We start from the raw sequence: 17,133 nt of genomic DNA, 5'->3' as shown, positions 1-17,133 counted from the left end.
TCATGATGGCACAGGGCCGGCCGGTGGCCTGCACACGTCTGGGGGATGGAGGTGCTTTTGCAACACATGGCACCCGGTTTCTGTCTGTGGGCGTGCAAAGTTGGCACGGTCCATGCTTGGGGATGAAGGCAATCGAATCCAACCCGTGGTGTGGGCCAGCCGGCCTGATCACCCTCCTGATCTAGAAGAGGAATCACAGCATGAAAATGGTCTCCGCCATCATCAAGCCGTTCAAACTGGACGAAGTGCGCGAAGCGCTGTCCGGCATGGGCGTGCAAGGCATCACCGTTACCGAAGTCAAAGGCTTCGGCCGCCAGAAGGGCCACACCGAGCTGTACCGCGGCGCGGAATACGTGGTCGATTTTCTGCCCAAGGTCAAGATCGAGGCCGCTGTGTCCGACGACCTGGTGGACCGCGTGATCGAAGCGATCGAAGGCGCCGCTCGCACCGGCAAGATCGGCGACGGCAAGATTTTCGTCACCTCGCTGGAACAGGTGGTTCGCATCCGCACCGGCGAGACCGGCAAAGAAGCGCTCTGATCATCGCCACAGTTCAAGAAAGATCACGGACATGAAAAAACTACTTGCTACCCTCTTGCTGGGCATGGGTCTGGCCTTTGGCGGCCTGAACGCCGTGGCCCAGACCACCGAAGCCCCCGCCGCGGTGACCGCACCGGCCGAGGCAGCGCCAGCCGCCGAAGCCGCCGCCCCTGCCGCAGATGCGCCCGCTGTTGAAGCGCCCGCTGCGGCGGTGACCACAGAGGCCCCTGCCGCTGAAGAAGCCAAGCCCACCGTCGACAAGGGCGATGTGGCCTGGATGATGATTTCTACCGTGCTGGTGATTTTGATGGTCGTCCCCGGCCTCGCCCTGTTCTACGGTGGCCTGGTGCGCAGCAAAAACATGCTGTCGGTGCTGATGCAGGTGATGGTGGTGTTCTCCCTGATCACCGTGCTGTGGGCCATGTACGGCTACAGCCTGGCGTTTGGCGGTGAAGGCCTGATCATCGGCAACCTCGACAAGGTGTTCCTGATGGGCATCACCATGGATTCTCTGGCGGCTACCTTCACCCCTGGAGTGGCCATCCCCGAGTTCATCTTCATCGCCTTCCAGGCCACGTTTGCCGGCATCACCTGCGCGCTGATCGTGGGCTCGTTTGCCGAACGCATGAATTTCAGCGCCGTGCTCCTGTTCTCGGCCATCTGGTTCACCTTCAGCTACCTGCCTATCGCCCATATGGTGTGGGGCGGTGGTGGTTATTTGTTCGACAAGGGTGCGCTGGACTTCGCTGGCGGCACTGTGGTTCACATCAACGCGGCCATGGCCGGCCTGGTGGGTGCCTACATGCTGGGCAAGCGCATTGGTTACGGCAAGGAATCCATGGCGCCTCACAGCCTGACGCTGACCATGGTCGGTGCCTCGTTGCTGTGGGTGGGCTGGTTCGGTTTCAACGCCGGCTCCAACCTGGAATCCAACGGCGGCGCGACGCTGGCCTTCATCAACACCCTGGTGGCCACCGCCGCTGCGGTGCTGGCCTGGTGTATCGGTGAAGCGCTGGGCAAGGGCAAAGCGTCCATGCTGGGTGCGGCTTCTGGCGCAGTGGCTGGCCTGGTGGCCATCACCCCGGCCTGCGGTTCGGTGGGCCCCATGGGCGCCATCATCATCGGTCTGGTGTCTGGCTTCGCCTGCCTCTGGGGCGTGTCGGGTCTCAAGAAAATGCTGGGTGCTGACGACTCGTTGGATGTGTTCGGTGTGCACGGTGTGGGCGGTATTGTGGGTGCCTTGCTCACCGGCGTGTTCTCGGCCGGCTCGCTGGGTGGCATCAAGGGCGACGACTTTTCTATCGCCGGTCAGCTGTTCATTCAGGCCGAAGGCGTGGTCATCACCATGGTGTGGTCCGCTGTCGTTGCCTTTGTGGCCTACAAAATTGTGGACATGATGGTCGGTCTGCGTGTGTCGGAAGAAGCCGAACGCGAAGGCCTGGACATCACCTCCCACGGCGAAACGGCTTATAACCGCTGAGCGTCTTCAGGGGTGCGCAACATACGTCACAGCTTGTTGCCGCCCCGTTGTTTCTGAGTGTCTCCTTTGGATGTTGAACCCGCGTTGCCGCCAGGCGCGCGGGTTTTTTTTATGGCTTTTCGCCGTGGCGCCGTAAGATGGTTTTCGTCACACACCGCCCCCACCCAGCGGGGCATGTTCAGGAGGAAAACCATGTTCAACCTTGTTCCGTGCGCCGCGCCCTGGAAGCTATTTGTGCTCGCCGTGGTGCTCTGCTGCGCTGCGCTGCCCACGTGGGCTGCGGGCAACACCACCGCCAAAGAATCCCCACGCAAGCCGGCCAAGGTCAGCTTCGTTGACGCGCCGTCCAGCGAAAAGCCGGCTGCGCGCAAGCAGCGGCTCAAGCGCGAATGCAAAGGCCGCCCCAACGCGGGCATGTGCCTGGGTCATACGCGTTGAAACCGGCCTGAAAGCCGCGCCTAACGCGGGTTTACCCGTGCAGTTGCAGCGGCATTTGCAGCCGTCCGTGCAAAAAATTCAAAGCCAGTTGAGAGCCCCACCGCTACCATGGCGGCCATGAGTTCCAACCCTACTGAACACCCCTCTGCCCTGATCGACCAGGTGCGCGCCGCTGCGGCCGACCGCCAGCCGCTGCGCATCGTCGGCGGCGATACCAAGGCTTTCTATGGCCATCCCACCCCCGGTACGCCGTTGTCCATGGCCGCATGGTCGGGCATCGTCAGCTTCGAGCCCACCGAGCTGGTGGTGACGGTGCGCGCTGGCACCCCGCTGGCCGAGCTGGAAGCCGTATTGGCCGAAAAAGGCCAGTGCTTTCCGTTTGAGCCACCGCGCTTTGGCGCGGGTGGCACGGTGGGCGGCATGGTGGCTGCTGGCCTCGCGGGTCCGGCCCGCGCCTGTGTGGGCAGCGTGCGCGACTTCGTGCTGGGTGCCCAGTTCATCAATGGCCGCGGTGAGCTGCTCACCTTTGGCGGCCAGGTCATGAAAAACGTGGCGGGTTACGACGTCAGCCGCGCCATGGCCGGTTCGCTCGGCACGTTGGGTGTGCTGGCCGAGCTCAGCCTGAAGGTGCTGCCGGTGGCCCCGGCCGAAGCCACGCTGGTGTTTGAATTGAACCAGGCCGACGCGCTGGAGCAGCTGCACCGCTGGGGCGGCCAGCCCCTGCCCATCAATGCCAGCTGCTGGGTGAAAGATGACACGGCACCGGGCGCCCCCGAACTGCTGTTTGTGCGACTGCGCGGCGCGGTGGCCGCCGTGGAAGCGGCTTGCACCCGCATGGCCCAGGAAGCCGGCGGCCTGCGCATGGACAACGCCCAGGCCGGCCCCGACTGGACCGCCTGCCGCGACCAGACCTTGCCGTTCTTCACGCCACCGGCTCCGGACTTGTGCCTGTGGCGCCTGTCGCTGCCGCAAACTGCACCGGTGCTGGCGCTGCCCTATGCCCAGTTCATTGAATGGCAAGGCGCCCAACGCTGGCTGTGGGCGCCCGCGTCCGCCGCGGCCGAATTGCGTGTCGCTGCGGCAGCGGTCAACGGCCACGCCACCTTGTTCCGTGCGGGCACCGACGGTGCACCCGGTGTGCCCCGCTTCAGCCGCCAAACGCCGGCCATTGAAACCATCACCCAGCGCCTGCGCCAGCAATTCGACCCGGCAGGCATCTTCAACCCCGGCAGAACATAAGTCCCCCTGATCCGCCTTGCGCGGGTGCATGCGCCAAGGCGGTGCAACCCCAGCGCGAGGCGGCCCGGCGCCCGGTTTTTTGAGTTGAATACACATGCAAACCAACCTCTCCCCCGAATACCAGGCCCGCGCCGATGGCCGTGCTGCCGAGGCCATTTTGCGCAAGTGCGTGCACTGCGGTTTTTGCACCGCCACCTGCCCCACCTACCAGCTGCTGGGCGACGAGCTAGACGGCCCGCGTGGACGCATTTACCTGATGAAGCAGGTGCTGGAGGGTGCCGAGCCCACGCGCAAGACCCAGATGCACCTGGACCGCTGCCTCACCTGCCGCAACTGCGAAAGCACCTGCCCCAGCGGGGTGGACTATGGTCACCTGATCGACATCGGCCGCAAACTGGTGGACGAAAAGGTGCCGCGTCCGGCGGGGGAAAAGGCGGTGCGCTGGTTGCTCAAAGAAGGGCTGCCGTCACCGCTGTTTGGCCCGGCCATGAAGATGGGTCAGATGGTGCGCGGCCTGCTGCCGGGCACGCTGAAAAACAAGGTGCCCGCCAAGCAGGACGCTGGGCGCTGGCCCACGCAGACGCATGCGCGCAAGGTGCTCATGCTGGCGGGCTGCGTGCAGCCGGCCATGATGCCCAACATCAACGCGGCCACCGCCCGCGTGCTCGACGCCGCCGGCATCCAGACCGTGATCGCGCCCAAAGCCGGCTGCTGCGGTGCGGTGAAGTTTCACCTGAACGACCAGGACGGCGGCAAGCGCGAGATGCGTGCCAACATCGACGCGTGGTGGCCGCACATCGAGAGTGGTGTGGAGGCCATTGTCATGAACGCCTCGGGCTGCGGTGTCACCGTGAAGGAATACGGCCACATCCTGGCCGACGACCCGGCCTACGCCGCAAAGGCCGCCCGCATCAGCGAACTGACGAAAGACCTGAGCGAGCTGCTGCCTGCGCTTGTGCCCGTCTTGAAGCCCAAGCTGGCCAGCCAGCCCGATGCGAAGAAGGTGATCGGCTTTCACCCGCCGTGCACGCTGCAGCACGGCCAGCAGCTCAAGGGGGGTGTCGAAACGCACCTGGCGGCGCTGGGCTTTACCGTGCAGGTGGCGAAAAACGAGGCGCACCTGTGTTGCGGCTCGGCCGGCACGTATTCGGTGCTCAACCCCGAGCTGTCGTACCAGCTGCGCGACCGCAAGCTCGGCCATTTGAGCGAACTCAAGCCCGCCGTGATCACCAGCGCCAACATCGGTTGCATCACCCACCTGCAAAGCGGCACCGAGACGCCGGTGCGGCATTGGGTCGAAATTCTGGACGACGCGCTCGCGGGGTAAGCTCGCCCGCATGATCCCTGCGCTCGCCACCCTGCTTGTTTTCCAGTTGCTCGGCGAAGCGCTGGTTTTTGCGCTCGCCGCGCCCGTGCCCGGCCCGGTGGTCGGGCTGGCGCTCTTGTTGTTGGTGCTGGTGTTGCGCCCGGCCTGGCTGCAGGCCATCAAGCCCACGGCGCAGACCCTGCTGCAACACCTGTCTCTGTTGTTTGTGCCGGCGGGTGTGGGCGTCATGCTGCACCTGCAGCGCCTGGGCGACGAGGCGTTGGCCATTGGCGTGGCGCTGGTGCTCAGCACGCTGGTGGGCCTGGCCAGTGCCGCCCTCACCATGGCCTGGCTCATGAAGCGCGTGGCCCCCAAGCCCCAGGCGGTTGACGGAGATGCGCCATGAACCCGGTGTTGCCCGCTGCCGCCGAGCGCCTGGCCGATGTCTGGGTCTACCTGGCCACCACGCCGCTGTTGGGCCTGACCGTAACGCTGCTGGTGTACCAGGCCGCCTTCATGCTCTACCAGCGCAGCGGCTTTCACCCGCTGGCCAACCCGGTGGCCATGGCGGTGGTGGCGCTGGGCACTTTGCTCTGGGCCACGGGCACGCCCTATGCCACCTACTTCGAAGGTGCGCAGTTCGTCCACTTTTTGCTGGGCCCGGCCACGGTGGCGCTGGCGGTGCCACTGTTTGAACAGCTGCCGCGCTTGAAACGCCTGTGGTTGCCCATGCTGGGTGCGCTGGTGGTGGGCACGCTGGCGGCCACGGTCACAGCCATTGGTGTGGGCTGGGCGCTGGGCGCGTCCAAGGCCACGCTGGCTTCGCTCGCGCCCAAGTCGGTCACCACCCCGGTGGCCATGGGCATTGCCGAAAAAATTGGCGGTCTGCCCTCGCTGACGGCCGTTCTGGTGGTCAGCACCGGCATTGTGGGGGCGGCCAGCGCCCGCTTTTTGTTTGACGCCCTGCGCATCACCGACCCCACCGTGCGCGGCTTTGCGCTGGGCACCGCCGCCCACGGCATCGGCACCGCGCGCGCGTTTCAGGTGAGCCAGGAAATGGGCGCCTTCGCCGGCCTGGCCATGGGCCTGAGCGCGCTGTTCAGCGCGCTCGCCCTGCCGCTGGTGGCCGGTCTGCTGCTGCGCTGGGTTTAGAAAGTGCTCCCCGCGCCGCCTGTGGCGTCTTCCCCCTGGGGGGGTGGCGGCGCAGCCGGCCGGGGGGTGTTGTTACCCCAACGCGGCCTCAATGTCCTTGGCCAGTTTTTCGGGGGCGTCCTGGGGCGCGTAGCGCTTGAGCACCCGGCCGTCTTTGCCCACCAGAAACTTGGTGAAATTCCACTTGATTGCCTTGCTGCCCAGCAGCCCAGGGGCTTCGGCGCTGAGCCACTGGTAGAGCGGGTGGGCCTCGGTGCCGTTCACGTTCACCTTGCGCATCATGGTGAAGCTCACACCAAAGTTCTTCTGGCAAAAGGCCCCGATTTCTTCGTTGCTGCCTGGGTCCTGGCTGCCAAACTGGTTGCACGGGAAGCCCAGCACCACCAGGCCGCGTGCCCCGTACGTCTGGTGCAGCTTCTCCAATCCACCAAACTGCGGCGTGAAGCCACAGGCGCTGGCCGTGTTCACGATCAGCAACGGCTTGCCACGGTATTGCTCAAGTGCCACCGGTTTACCGTCGATGGATTGGGCTTCAAAGTCGTAAACGCTGCTCATGAGAACTCCTGGGTGGTGGCGAATGGCGCGATTGTGGCGGCATGCGGGTTGGTGCGCGCAATCTGTCACAGCGGCCCTGCTCGCCACCGGGTGGTGCGGCGGGTGTGCACCGTTCGCGGGCATACTGGGCGCAAAAACGGCGTCGGGCTTTTATTTCAGGGTGTCTACATGGGCGGTTCGTACACAGTGGCTTTGGTGGGCTTTCCCCAAAATGAATCGTCAACCTTTGAGTCGTTTTTTCGGTTGGCCGCGCGCCGGCCACCCAGTTACCAGGTGCAAGACGAGGTGATGGACGCGCAGATCCTGATCGTCAACGCCGACAACACCCAAGCCATGCACCTGGTGCGCTACGCCGAGTTGCCGGGCAAGGTGCTGTTGCTGGGCCACAGCGATGGCGGCACCGGCTGGCCCTTGCAGCGCAAACCGGTGAAGCGGGTGTCGGTGCTGGCGGCGCTCGATGCCATTGTGGGTGTGAGCCCGGCGGCCTCGGTCCGCAAGCCTGCAGCGGCGCCTACCCAGTTTGCCGCCACGCAGCTTTTTCAGGCTTCACAGACCCGAGGTCTGGATGCCAGCATGCGCCGAGCCAGTGGCCAGCCGGCGCTGACCGAGCCCGCCCGCAAGTCCAGCCGCGCAGCCGCGAACCGCGGCTTTGCCACGACCCCACCGCTGCCGGCTGACGTGTCGTCCTCCATGGTTCCTGCCGCGACGAGGCAGCGCAAAGCCGCCGAGTCCGAATTTCTTCCTACCCTGGTCATGTCGCGAAACGGCGCGGCCCCTGCGCCTGCGCGGCCTGCTCCCCCTGCGGTGCCCAACAGCGCGCTGCGCCCGGGTGTGATGCGCCTGACCGACTTTGGGGGGCTGGACGAACTGCCGGCCCCGCCTTCAGCGCCAGGGTCTTCGCGCACCGGAAAAAACTCGCGCGTGCCCGTCTCCCAGCTCAGCGCCCACAAGGCCCCGGTGCCCGACGTGCAACGCGGCGACGTGCTGCTGGTGGCCGAAAGTCTGGTGGAAGGACGCATCTTGCACAAGCGTTTCAAGCGCTACGGCCTTTCGATCGACTGGTCTCGCGAGGCCGCACAGGCGCTGGTCATGCTCAAAGCGCACCCTTACCGGCTGGTGGTGATCGACCGACTGAGTGGCGAACCTGATGCTTACCAGGTCTGCCGCAACACCAAACAGCGCAAGCTGGCCAACGGGCAGTCGCCGGTGGTGATCATGTTTGCCCCCACGGCCGGCAGCATGGACCGCATGAAAGCCGGCCTTGCCGGCAGCGACGGCTACCTGTCGCGCTCGGTCGGCGAAGCCGATCTCTACAAAATGTTGGCGAAGCACCGGCTGGTGAGTCTGGACGGCTTTGAGAAAACCGATATTGGGTTTTAGGTTTTAGATACCCCCCGCGCCGCGCCCTTAGGCGCGGGGGGAGCTCTGTCTAGCCGTGCAGGTCGTCCCGGCGGGCGATTTCCAGCAAGCGTTCCAGCTCGTGCGGGTGCGTGCGCTGGTTGTAGCGGTGCCACATTGCAATGACCCACATGAAACCGGCCACCAGCACACCGAAGGCGGTGATGGCCATGAACGCCGACCAGCCTGCGGCGGTGGAGAAGCTGTACATCGCCCCCAAAATCAGGATACAGGCCTGTTCGTTGAAGTTCTGCACCGCAATGGAGCGGCCTGCGCCCATCAGGTTGTGGCCGCGGTGCTGCAGCAGTGCGTTCATGGGCACCACCAGGAAACCGCCCAGGCCGCCCAGCAGCACCAGGAAGGGTGCGGCAATCCACACGTTGTCGATGAAGTTCATCAAGATCACCAGCAGGCCCATGGCAATGCCCAACGGCATCACGCGGGTGGCTTGGTCGAGCTTCATGCGCATCGAGGCCACCACCGCACCCACCGCCGTGCCCAGCGCCACCACGCCCACCAAGCTAGAGGCCTGGGTGGTGCTGTAGCCCAGCGCGGCGCCGGCCCAGGCCAGCACGATGTAGCGCAGGTTGCCTGAAACGCCCCAGAACAGGGTGGTCGTGGCCAGCGAAATCTGGCCCAGGCGGTCGCGCCACAGGCGGCTGTTGCAGCGCCAGAAGTCGGGCAGCAGGGCCAGCGGGTTCTTGGGCATGGGCCGCGGCGTCACGCCGGTCAGCGGTATGCGCAGGTTGAAAACCGATGCCACCACGTACACCAGCACCAGCACCCCAATGGCCGCTTTGGCCGCGCTGTCGATGCCGGTGTCCAGGCCGGGAATGTCAATCGACAACAACAAACCGGACAGCCACGGCCCCACCAGCTGGCCGCCCAGCAGCACGCCCAGGATGATGGAGGCAATGGTGAGGCCTTCGATCCAGCCGTTGGCCTTGACCAGTTGTGACGGCGGCAGCAGTTCGGTCAGGATGCCGTATTTGGCTGGTGAGTAAGCCGCTGCGCCCAGTCCCACCAGGGTGTAGGCCAGCAGCGGGTGCACCCCGCCAAGCATCATCAGACAGCCCACCACCTTGATGGCGTTGCTGATGAACATGACCTGGCCTTTGGGCCTCGCGTCGGCAAAAGCGCCCACAAAAGGTGCCAACACCACATAAAACAGCGCAAACAGCGGGACCAGGGCCGCGCTCTGCCACTCGGGTGCGCCCCGCGTGCGCAGCAGTTCGATGGCGGCCACAAACAGCGCGTTGTCAGCCAGAGAGCTGAAAAACTGCGCCGTCATGATGGTGTAGAAGCCGCGCTTCATAGGGATGATTTTGTGTGCCGGGCCACGCCAGGGGACGCTGGTGGGGTGGCCTGATGCGGCTTTTTTATGCGAAAGTCAGCGGGTCTCCAAGGATGCCGGGTTATAGCACGCCACTTGTGAGCGTCTGTAAATACCCGGCGCCTCGGCCCTCTGGCCGCAGGCCCTTGCCCTTTGGTTGCTGCCCGTTTTTTGCCGACTGCCATGCCCCGTCCGATCCTCGCCACCGTGCACCCCGACGCTTTGCGCCACAACCTGCAGCGTGCCCGCGACTGCGCGCCCGACGCGCGCGTCTGGGCGGTGGTCAAGGCCAATGCCTACGGCCACGGCATTGAGCGCACCTTTGACGCGCTGCGCAGCGCCGATGGCTTTGCCCTGCTTGACTTGGCCGAGGCTGAGCGCATCCGGGCGCTCGACTGGCGCGGGCCCGTGTTGTTGCTTGAAGGCGTGTTCGAGCCGCGCGACCTGGAGCTGTGTTCGCGCCTGCACCTGTGGCACACGGTGCACTGCACCGAGCAGATCGACTGGCTGGCGGCCCACAAAACGCAGCTGCCCCACCGCGTGTTCCTCAAACTCAACAGCGGCATGAACCGCCTGGGCTTCACGCCCACCGCGTTTCGTGCGGCTTGGGCGCGGCTCAACGCGCTGCCGCAGGTGGAAGAAATCTCGCTCATGACGCACTTCAGCGACGCCGACGGCCCGCGCGGCGTGGCCCACCAGGTGGCGGCCTTTGAAGCTGCCACGGCCGATTTGCCGGGCGAGCGCACCCTGTGCAACAGCGCGGCCATGCTGCGCTTTGCCCGCCAGGCGCTGCGGGTGGACCCCGACGCACCGGCCACCGAAACCCTGAGCGCCGACTGGGTGCGCTCGGGCATTGCTACCTACGGCAGCGCGCCCGACCACCCCCAGCGCACCGCCGCCGACTGGGGCTTGCAACCCGCCATGACGCTGTCCAGCCGCCTGATCGCGGTGCAGCAGCTGCAGGCTGGCGACACCGTGGGCTACGGCTCGGCCTTTACCGCCGAGGTGGCGCAGCGCATTGGCGTGGTGGCCTGCGGCTACGCCGATGGCTACCCGCGCCACGCGCCCAGCGGCACACCAGTGCTGGTGGCCGGTGTGCGCACCCGCGTGGTGGGCCGCGTCAGCATGGACATGATCACCGTCGACTTGGCGCCGCTGGATGCCGTGGGTGTGCCCTGCGGCGTGGGCACCGAGGTGGTGTTGTGGGGGGTGAGCGCATCGGGTGCGGTGCTGCCGGTGGACGAGGTGGCGGCCGCAGCGGGCACTATTTCCTACGAATTGCTGTGCGCGGTGGCGCCGCGGGTAGCGTTCGCATAACCCTGCGCTGCCTGCGGCGTCACGCCCCAAGGGGGCTGCGAGTGGCCCGGCAGAGCCGGTTCCACCGCATTCTGTGTCCGGTCACGCGCGCCGGACCTGGCGAGGGTGGTTACCACGCAGATTCTTTTTGACCGGCGGCCGGCCTGGCGGTGGGGTGTCGCATGACAATCGATTGCATTGCCCTGCAACCGCCGCACCGAAAGCCCTGCCTTGACCCCCTCACGCTCCCCTTTGGCCATGTTGATGGGCTTGCCCTTTGTGGCCTGGGTCATTCTGTACTGTGCGGTCACCTGGGGCATTTTTGGTGCCTTGCTGGGGGCGGTCACGCCCAATTTGCGGGCGCAAATGGGCGTGTCTTTTCAGCAGATTGGCTGGCTCATGGCGCTGTGGAGCGCGGGTGGCGCGGCAGGGTCGCTGCTGGGCGGGTCCATTGCCAAGCGCTTCCCGCCCTACAAACTGCTGGTGGGCTACACCGTGCTGGTGGTCGGTGCGCTGGTGGGCGTGTTGCTGGCGCCCAGTTTTGGCTGGCTGGCGTTGTTCATGGTCACCATTGCCACGTTTGAAACCGCGCTGTTCACCCTCGGCCACGGCCTGCTGGCGGAGCTGAGCGACGACCCGGAGCTGCGCACCCGCATCGTCAGCTTGGTGGACGTGGCTTACAGCCTGGGCACGGTGCTGTCGCCTCTGCTGGTGGCCGCGGTGCTGCTTTTTTCGAGCCAGTGGCGCGCGCCTTACGCGGCGTTCGGCTTGCTGGCGCTGGGGATGCTGGTCATGACGCTGCAGCGCACCCGCCTGCGCAGCGTGGGCTTTCGGGTGCATGCGGTGGACGCCACCGAGTCTCGCGCCAGCCATCGGCCGCTGGGCTACGCCGGGTTGTTGCGCCAGCCGCTGGTGCGCTGGGTGCTGGCGGCCGGTGTGTGCAGCGGCTTGACGGAATGGGGCCAGTATTTCTGGTTTGTGAGCTTTGCCACCGAGTCGCTCGGCCTGCACGAGCAAAGCGCCCGGCTGGCGTTGGGGTTCCTCATGGCGGGCATGGTGGTGGGTCGGGTGTGGCAGGCGTTTGGCCACAGCCGCTGGTCACTGGAGCAAAAGATCCTGCGGCTGGGCACGCTGGCCAGCCTGGCGCTGGCTGCCGTGTGGTTCACCCCGGCCGGTGCCCCGTTTTTGTGGCTGGCTGTGTGCAACTTTGCGTCGGGCCTGGGTGTGTCGGTGGCGTTTCCTATTTTGCTGGGCAGCGCCTTGCGCGGTTTCCCGCAAGAGGCCCCGCGTCTGTCGGCCCTGCTCATGATCGCCTTCACCGTGGGTGCGCAGCTGGCCGCCTTGCTCATGGGAGAACTGGCCGAAACCCACGGGCTGCGCGCGGCTTACGCCACCCTGGTGCTGGCCGCTGTGGCGTTTGTGGGCTGCGTCTGGCAACTGGGCCGGCTGCGAGCGCGCATGCTGGCTGGCTTGCCGGCCTGATTGCGTCGGCTCAACGCCGAACCGTTCGCTTTCTTTGAATCTCTGAATAGACCACGGCCTGTCGGGGTTTGTCACGCGCCCGAATTGTACCCCCAGGGGTATATGTGTATACTGCATGCCGTATAGGAGAAACGCACCATGATCCCCCAGAAAACCGCCCGTTTGATCCCGTCTTTCGTTGCACGCGCGCACGCTGTGGCGCCCCACACGCAGGTCCAGCGCCGCTGGGCGATGGCGGCTTTGTCGCTGGCCTTGGTGAGCGGTGTGGCCTTGTTCGGCGCTGACGGTGTGTACGCACAGGCCGCAGCCGGTGCGCCGCAGGTGCCCGTGGTGGTGGTGGGTGCACAAGCGGTGGGCGCCGGTGTGGCGCTGGACGGCAGCTTGCATGCCGTGCGCCAGAGCGTGTTGTCGGCCCAGGCCAGCGGCCGCATCGCCAGCCTCACGGTGAAAGCCGGCGACCGGGTGAAATCCGGTCAGGTGCTGGCCGTCATCGACGACCGCGCCACCCAGGCCGGCGTGGCCCAGGCGCAAGCCGGTTTTGCCGAGGCCGACGCGAACCTGGCCAACGCCAAGGCGCACTTTGACCGCACGCGCGACCTGCGCGCCCAGGGCTTTGTGGCCCAGGCTGCGCTGGACACCGCACAGGCCCAGCTGAAGGCGGCGCAAGCCGGTGTGGCCGCTGCCCGCGCCGGGCAAACGCAAGCCGGTGTGGTACAGGGCTTCACCCGCCTCACCGCGCCTTACGACGGCTGGGTGCTGGCCACCCACGCCGAAGCGGGTGGCCTGGCCATGCCCGGTGCGCCGGTGCTCACGGTGTACGCGCCCCAACCCATTCGCGCGGTGGTGCATGTGCCCGCCTCGCAGCAAACCCTGGCCCAGCAGGCCAAGCGCATTGAAGTGCAGTTGCCCGGTACCGACCGCTGGGTGACCCCCGCCAGCCAGACCAGCCTGCCCGCGGCCGACCCGGTGTCGCAAACGGTGGAATGGCGCTTGGACCTGAGTGCCGCCGATGGCGCGGGCCAGGTGCCCGGGCGCCAGGTACGCGTGCGCTTTGTGGGTGGCACCGCACAGCCCGACAGCCAGCGCCTGCTGCTGCCCGAATCGGCGCTGCTGCGCCGGGGTGAGCTCACCGGCGTGTATGTGGTGTCCAGCAAAGGCGAAGGCCAGCCGGCCGGGTTTGCGCTGCGCGCGGTGCGCACCGGTGCAGCCCACGGCAGCGCGGGCGTGGAAGTGCTGGCAGGCTTGAAAGCCGGCGATCGCGTGGCGCTGGACCCGGTACGCGCCGGCCTGTCGGGCGCTGTGCCCGCTGCTCAGTGAGGACGCTGCCATGAGCCACCCCGAAACCACTTCCAACGCCACCCCTGAGAAGCTCGGCTTTTCCGGCTCGGTCGCGCGCATGTTTCAGAGCAACGCCATCACGCCGCTGCTGGCGCTGGTGGCCTTGCTGCTGGGCCTGTTTGCCGTGCTGGTCACGCCGCGAGAAGAAGAGCCGCAGATCAACGTGACCATGGCCAACGTGCTGATCCCCTTCCCGGGGGCTTCCAGCGCCGACGTGGAAAAAATGGTTGCAGCCCCGGCCGAGCATGTGCTCTCGCAAATCCAGGGCATTGAGCACACCTACTCGGTGTCGCGCCCTGGCGTGGCCGTGCTTACCGTGCAGTTCCAGGTGGGCGTGCCGCGCACCGAAGCGCTGGTGCGGCTGTACGACGTGCTCAACGCCAACCAGGATTGGCTGCCTCAGGGCCTGGGCGTGCTGACCCCCATCGTCAAGCCCAAGGGCATTGACGACGTGCCGGTGCTGGCGGCCACGCTGTGGACCCCAGACGCCCAAAGCGCACACGACCTGGAGCGCGTCGCCCACGCGGTGGAAACCGAGCTCAAACGCGTGCCCGGCACGCGCGAAGTGGTCACCATTGGCGGCCCGGGCCGGGCGGTGCATGTGTGGCTCGACCCCGCCCGCCTGCGCGAGCGCGGTGTGAGCGTGCAAACGCTGCACGGTGCCATTGCCTCGGCCAACCAGGCGCTGCCCTCGGGCGCGGTCATCAACCCGAACGCGGCCGCTGGCGAGCCCGGCATGTTGTCGGTCGAAACGGGCGAGTTTCTGCAGAACGAAAAAGACGTGGGCGACATCGTGGTCGGGGTCAGCAATGGCCGCCCCATTTACCTGCGCGAAGTGGCGCGGGTGGAAGCCGGTGCGCAGCTGCCGAAGCGCTACGTGTGGTTCACCCCCGGTGCGGCCGACACGGCCCACCCCGGCCAGCAAGGCCAGAACCACCCGGCCGTGACCATCACCGTGACCAAAAAGCCCGGTGAAAACGCGGTGGACGTGGCCGCGGGCGTGCGCGAGCGGCTGGACAACCTGAAGAACACCATCATTCCGGACGACGTGGAAGTGGCCATCACCCGCGATTACGGCCAGACCGCCGCCGACAAGGCCAACAAGCTGATCCAGAAGCTGATTTTTGCCACCGGCAGCGTGATCATTCTGGTGGGCCTGGCGCTGGGCCGGCGCGAAGCCATCATCGTGGGCGCCGCAGTGATCCTCACGCTCACGGCCACGCTGTTTGCCAGTTGGGCCTGGGGCTTCACGCTCAACCGCGTGTCGCTGTTTGCGCTCATTTTCTCCATCGGCATTCTGGTAGACGACGCGATTGTGGTGGTGGAAAACATCCACCGTCACCGCCAACTCACGCCCGATGTGCCGCTGTCGGTCATCATCCCGCGCGCCGTGGACGAGGTGGGCGGCCCCACCATTTTGGCCACCTTCACCGTCATCGCGGCGCTGCTGCCCATGGCCTTCGTGACCGGGCTGATGGGCCCTTATATGAGCCCGATTCCGATCAACGCCAGCATGGGCATGGCGATCTCGCTGGCCATTGCGTTCACCATCACGCCGTGGTTGGCTTTGAAGCTCACCAAGACCGGTGCCGGCCATGCCGCGCATGGCCCGAGCAAGCTCACCAACGCCCTGCAAAACACCTTCAGCCGCGTGCTCACACCGCTGCTGCAAAGCGCGCGCAAGCGCTGGCTGCTGCTGGCGGGCATTTTGGTGGCGCTGCTGCTGTCGGTGGGGCTGGCGGTCGTGCAGTGGGTGGTGTTGAAGATGCTGCCCTTCGACAACAAGAGCGAATACCAGGTGGTGCTGGACATGCCCGCCGGCACCCCGCTGGAAAACACCGCCAGTGCGCTGCAAGACATGACCGCCTGGCTCGCCCAGCAGCCCGAGGTGGCCAACGTGCAGGGCTACGCCGGCACCGCCAGCCCCATCACCTTCAACGGGCTGGTGCGCCAGTACTACCTGCGCGCCGACGTGGAGAGTGGCGACCTGCAGATCAACCTGACCGACGCCGCGCACCGCAGTGAAAAGAGCCACGCCATTGCGCAGCGCCACCGTCCCGATCTGGAAAAAATCGCGGCGGTGCACGGTGCGCGCATCAAGGTCGTGGAAGTGCCGCCCGGTCCGCCGGTCATGTCGCCCATCGTGGCCGAGGTCTATGGACCCGACGAGCAAGGCCGTGCCGAACTCGCCCGGCGCGTAGCCCAGGCCTATGCCGACACGCCAGACATCGTGGGCGTGGACACCTCGCTCAAAGAGAACGCACCGCGCGCCTTCCTGCGCATCCAGCGCCAGCGCGCCGAGTCGCTGGGCATTCCGGTGCAGGTCATTGCTCAAACGGTGTATGCCGCGCTCTCGGGCTCCGACGCCGCTTACCTGCACGACGGCCATGCCAAGTTTGCGGTGCCGGTGCGCCTGCAGCTGCCGCTGGACCAGCAGGTCGGCCTCGACGCGCTGCTGGCGCTACCGCTGAAAGCCGCCAACGGCGCGATGGTGCCGCTGTCCGAGTTGGTGACGGTGGAACGAGGCGTGATCGACCAGCCGCGCTTCACCAAAAACATGCTGCCCGTGACCTACGTGATGGGCGACATGGCGGGCAAGCTGGACTCGCCGCTGTACGGTCTGTTTGACATCCGCACCCGCATGGACGCCGCCGCGCTGCCCAACACCGGTGAGCTGGGTGAGTACTGGATCAGCCAGCCCAAAGACCCCTACCGCCAGTACGCGGTGAAGTGGGACGGCGAGTGGCAGATCACTTACGAGACCTTCCGCGACATGGGTGCTGCCTACGGCGTGGGGCTGATCCTGATCTACCTGCTGGTGGTGGCGCAGTTCAAGAGCTATGTCACGCCGCTGATCATCATGGCGCCCATTCCGCTCACCATCATCGGTGTCATGCCGGGCCATGCGCTGCTCAACGCGCAGTACACCGCGACCTCCATGATCGGCATGATCGCGCTGGCCGGCATCATCGTGCGCAACTCCATCTTGCTGGTGGACTTCATCGAGCTGGAGACGAAGCGCGGTGTGCCGTTTGCGCAAGCCGTGGTGCAGTCTGCCGCTGTGCGTGCCCAACCCATTGCGCTCACCGGTCTGGCCGCCATGATGGGCGCCTTCTTCATCCTGGACGACCCGATCTTCAACGGCCTGGCGATCTCGCTGATCTTCGGCATCGCCGTGTCCACGTTGCTGACGCTGGTGGTGATCCCCGTGCTGTATTTCGCCGTGTACCGAAAAAAGTACGAGGCGCTGGCATCGGCCGCCACCTGATTTTTCCCCCTGTGTTTTTCTTTAGGAGTTTGAAATGACTGTTGAACGTTACATCCGCATCATGGCCGGTTTTGTGGTCATGCTGTCGCTGGCCCTGGGCTTCGACAAAAGCCCGATCTTTGTGAACGAGTGGTTCCTGGCGCTGACGGCTTTCGCCGGCTTCAACCTGTTCCAATCGGGCATCACCGGCTTCTGCCCACCGGCTTTCCTGTTCAAAAAACTGGGTGTGCCTGAAGGCAACGGCGCCTGCAGCACCGGCAAGCGCTGAGCTTGCAGGGGGTTCCGCCGTTTGCCTCGCAACGCGCGGGC

Annotated in this window: 15 protein-coding genes; 13 read left to right on the top strand and 2 right to left on the bottom strand. The window is 66.0% G+C overall.

Annotated elements, in window-relative coordinates:
- Positions 1-200: 200 nt before the first annotated feature.
- The 7 genes from glnK (at position 201) to ACTG4K_RS00755 (ending at position 6,154) form a co-directional block, all read left to right on the top strand.
- Positions 201-539 (top strand): P-II family nitrogen regulator, encoded by a 339-nt coding sequence (gene glnK / locus ACTG4K_RS00785; RefSeq protein ID WP_056264790.1) that lies wholly within the window; start codon positions 201-203, stop codon positions 537-539.
- A gap of 31 nt (positions 540-570) precedes the next feature.
- Positions 571-2,019: an ammonium transporter gene (locus ACTG4K_RS00780; RefSeq protein ID WP_439112289.1), complete on the top strand. Its 1,449-nt coding sequence runs from the start codon at positions 571-573 to the stop codon at positions 2,017-2,019.
- A gap of 192 nt (positions 2,020-2,211) precedes the next feature.
- Complete coding sequence (locus ACTG4K_RS00775; RefSeq protein WP_439112288.1) at positions 2,212-2,457, top strand: hypothetical protein; 246 nt, start codon at positions 2,212-2,214, stop codon at positions 2,455-2,457.
- 117 nt (positions 2,458-2,574) lie between these two features.
- Positions 2,575-3,696 carry a glycolate oxidase subunit GlcE gene (gene glcE / locus ACTG4K_RS00770; RefSeq protein ID WP_439112287.1) on the top strand — a complete coding sequence of 374 codons (1,122 nt, stop codon included), beginning with the start codon at positions 2,575-2,577 and terminating at the stop codon, positions 3,694-3,696.
- 94 nt (positions 3,697-3,790) lie between these two features.
- Positions 3,791-5,023 (top strand): glycolate oxidase subunit GlcF, encoded by a 1,233-nt coding sequence (gene glcF / locus ACTG4K_RS00765; RefSeq protein WP_439112286.1) that lies wholly within the window; start codon positions 3,791-3,793, stop codon positions 5,021-5,023.
- A 10-nt stretch (positions 5,024-5,033) separates the two neighbouring features.
- On the top strand, positions 5,034-5,408 hold the full coding sequence (locus ACTG4K_RS00760) for a CidA/LrgA family protein (RefSeq protein ID WP_439112285.1): 375 nt from the start codon (positions 5,034-5,036) through the stop codon (positions 5,406-5,408).
- On the top strand, positions 5,405-6,154 hold the full coding sequence (locus ACTG4K_RS00755; protein ID WP_439112284.1) for an LrgB family protein: 750 nt from the start codon (positions 5,405-5,407) through the stop codon (positions 6,152-6,154). The genes ACTG4K_RS00760 and ACTG4K_RS00755 overlap by 4 nt, the downstream gene beginning before the upstream one ends.
- 72 nt (positions 6,155-6,226) lie before the next feature.
- Here the strand turns inward: ACTG4K_RS00755 and ACTG4K_RS00750 are convergent, their stop codons facing one another.
- Positions 6,227-6,709, bottom strand: coding sequence for a glutathione peroxidase (locus tag ACTG4K_RS00750; protein WP_439112283.1), 483 nt, complete (start codon positions 6,707-6,709; stop codon positions 6,227-6,229).
- A 168-nt stretch (positions 6,710-6,877) separates the two neighbouring features.
- Here ACTG4K_RS00750 and ACTG4K_RS00745 point away from each other — a divergent pair, with 168 nt between their 5' ends.
- Entirely contained in the window at positions 6,878-8,089 is a 1,212-nt protein-coding gene (locus ACTG4K_RS00745; protein ID WP_439112282.1) for a hypothetical protein, read from the top strand.
- A 49-nt stretch (positions 8,090-8,138) separates the two neighbouring features.
- Here ACTG4K_RS00745 and lplT read toward each other — a convergent pair whose 3' ends face one another.
- Complete coding sequence (gene lplT / locus ACTG4K_RS00740) at positions 8,139-9,422, bottom strand: lysophospholipid transporter LplT (protein ID WP_439112281.1); 1,284 nt, start codon at positions 9,420-9,422, stop codon at positions 8,139-8,141.
- 201 nt (positions 9,423-9,623) lie between these two features.
- Here lplT and alr point away from each other — a divergent pair, with 201 nt between their 5' ends.
- The 5 genes from alr (at position 9,624) to ACTG4K_RS00715 (ending at position 17,092) form a co-directional block, all read left to right on the top strand.
- Positions 9,624-10,757: an alanine racemase gene (gene alr / locus ACTG4K_RS00735; RefSeq protein ID WP_439112280.1), complete on the top strand. Its 1,134-nt coding sequence runs from the start codon at positions 9,624-9,626 to the stop codon at positions 10,755-10,757.
- Between the two features lie 210 nt (positions 10,758-10,967).
- A complete protein-coding gene (locus ACTG4K_RS00730) occupies positions 10,968-12,218 on the top strand; it encodes an MFS transporter (RefSeq protein WP_439112279.1) in 1,251 nt (416 codons plus the stop codon).
- Between the two features lie 138 nt (positions 12,219-12,356).
- Positions 12,357-13,535 carry an efflux RND transporter periplasmic adaptor subunit gene (locus tag ACTG4K_RS00725; protein ID WP_439112278.1) on the top strand — a complete coding sequence of 393 codons (1,179 nt, stop codon included), beginning with the start codon at positions 12,357-12,359 and terminating at the stop codon, positions 13,533-13,535.
- A 10-nt stretch (positions 13,536-13,545) separates the two neighbouring features.
- Positions 13,546-16,824 (top strand): efflux RND transporter permease subunit, encoded by a 3,279-nt coding sequence (locus ACTG4K_RS00720; RefSeq protein WP_439112277.1) that lies wholly within the window; start codon positions 13,546-13,548, stop codon positions 16,822-16,824.
- A gap of 34 nt (positions 16,825-16,858) precedes the next feature.
- On the top strand, positions 16,859-17,092 hold the full coding sequence (locus ACTG4K_RS00715; protein WP_439112276.1) for a YgaP family membrane protein: 234 nt from the start codon (positions 16,859-16,861) through the stop codon (positions 17,090-17,092).
- Positions 17,093-17,133 lie beyond the last annotated feature (41 nt).

This window comes from Hydrogenophaga sp., assembly GCF_965657535.1.
GTDB lineage: Bacteria > Pseudomonadota > Gammaproteobacteria > Burkholderiales > Burkholderiaceae_C > Hydrogenophaga.
The sequence above is the reverse complement of the archived record's forward strand: the minus strand, read 5'-3'. Positions and strand labels throughout refer to the sequence as shown.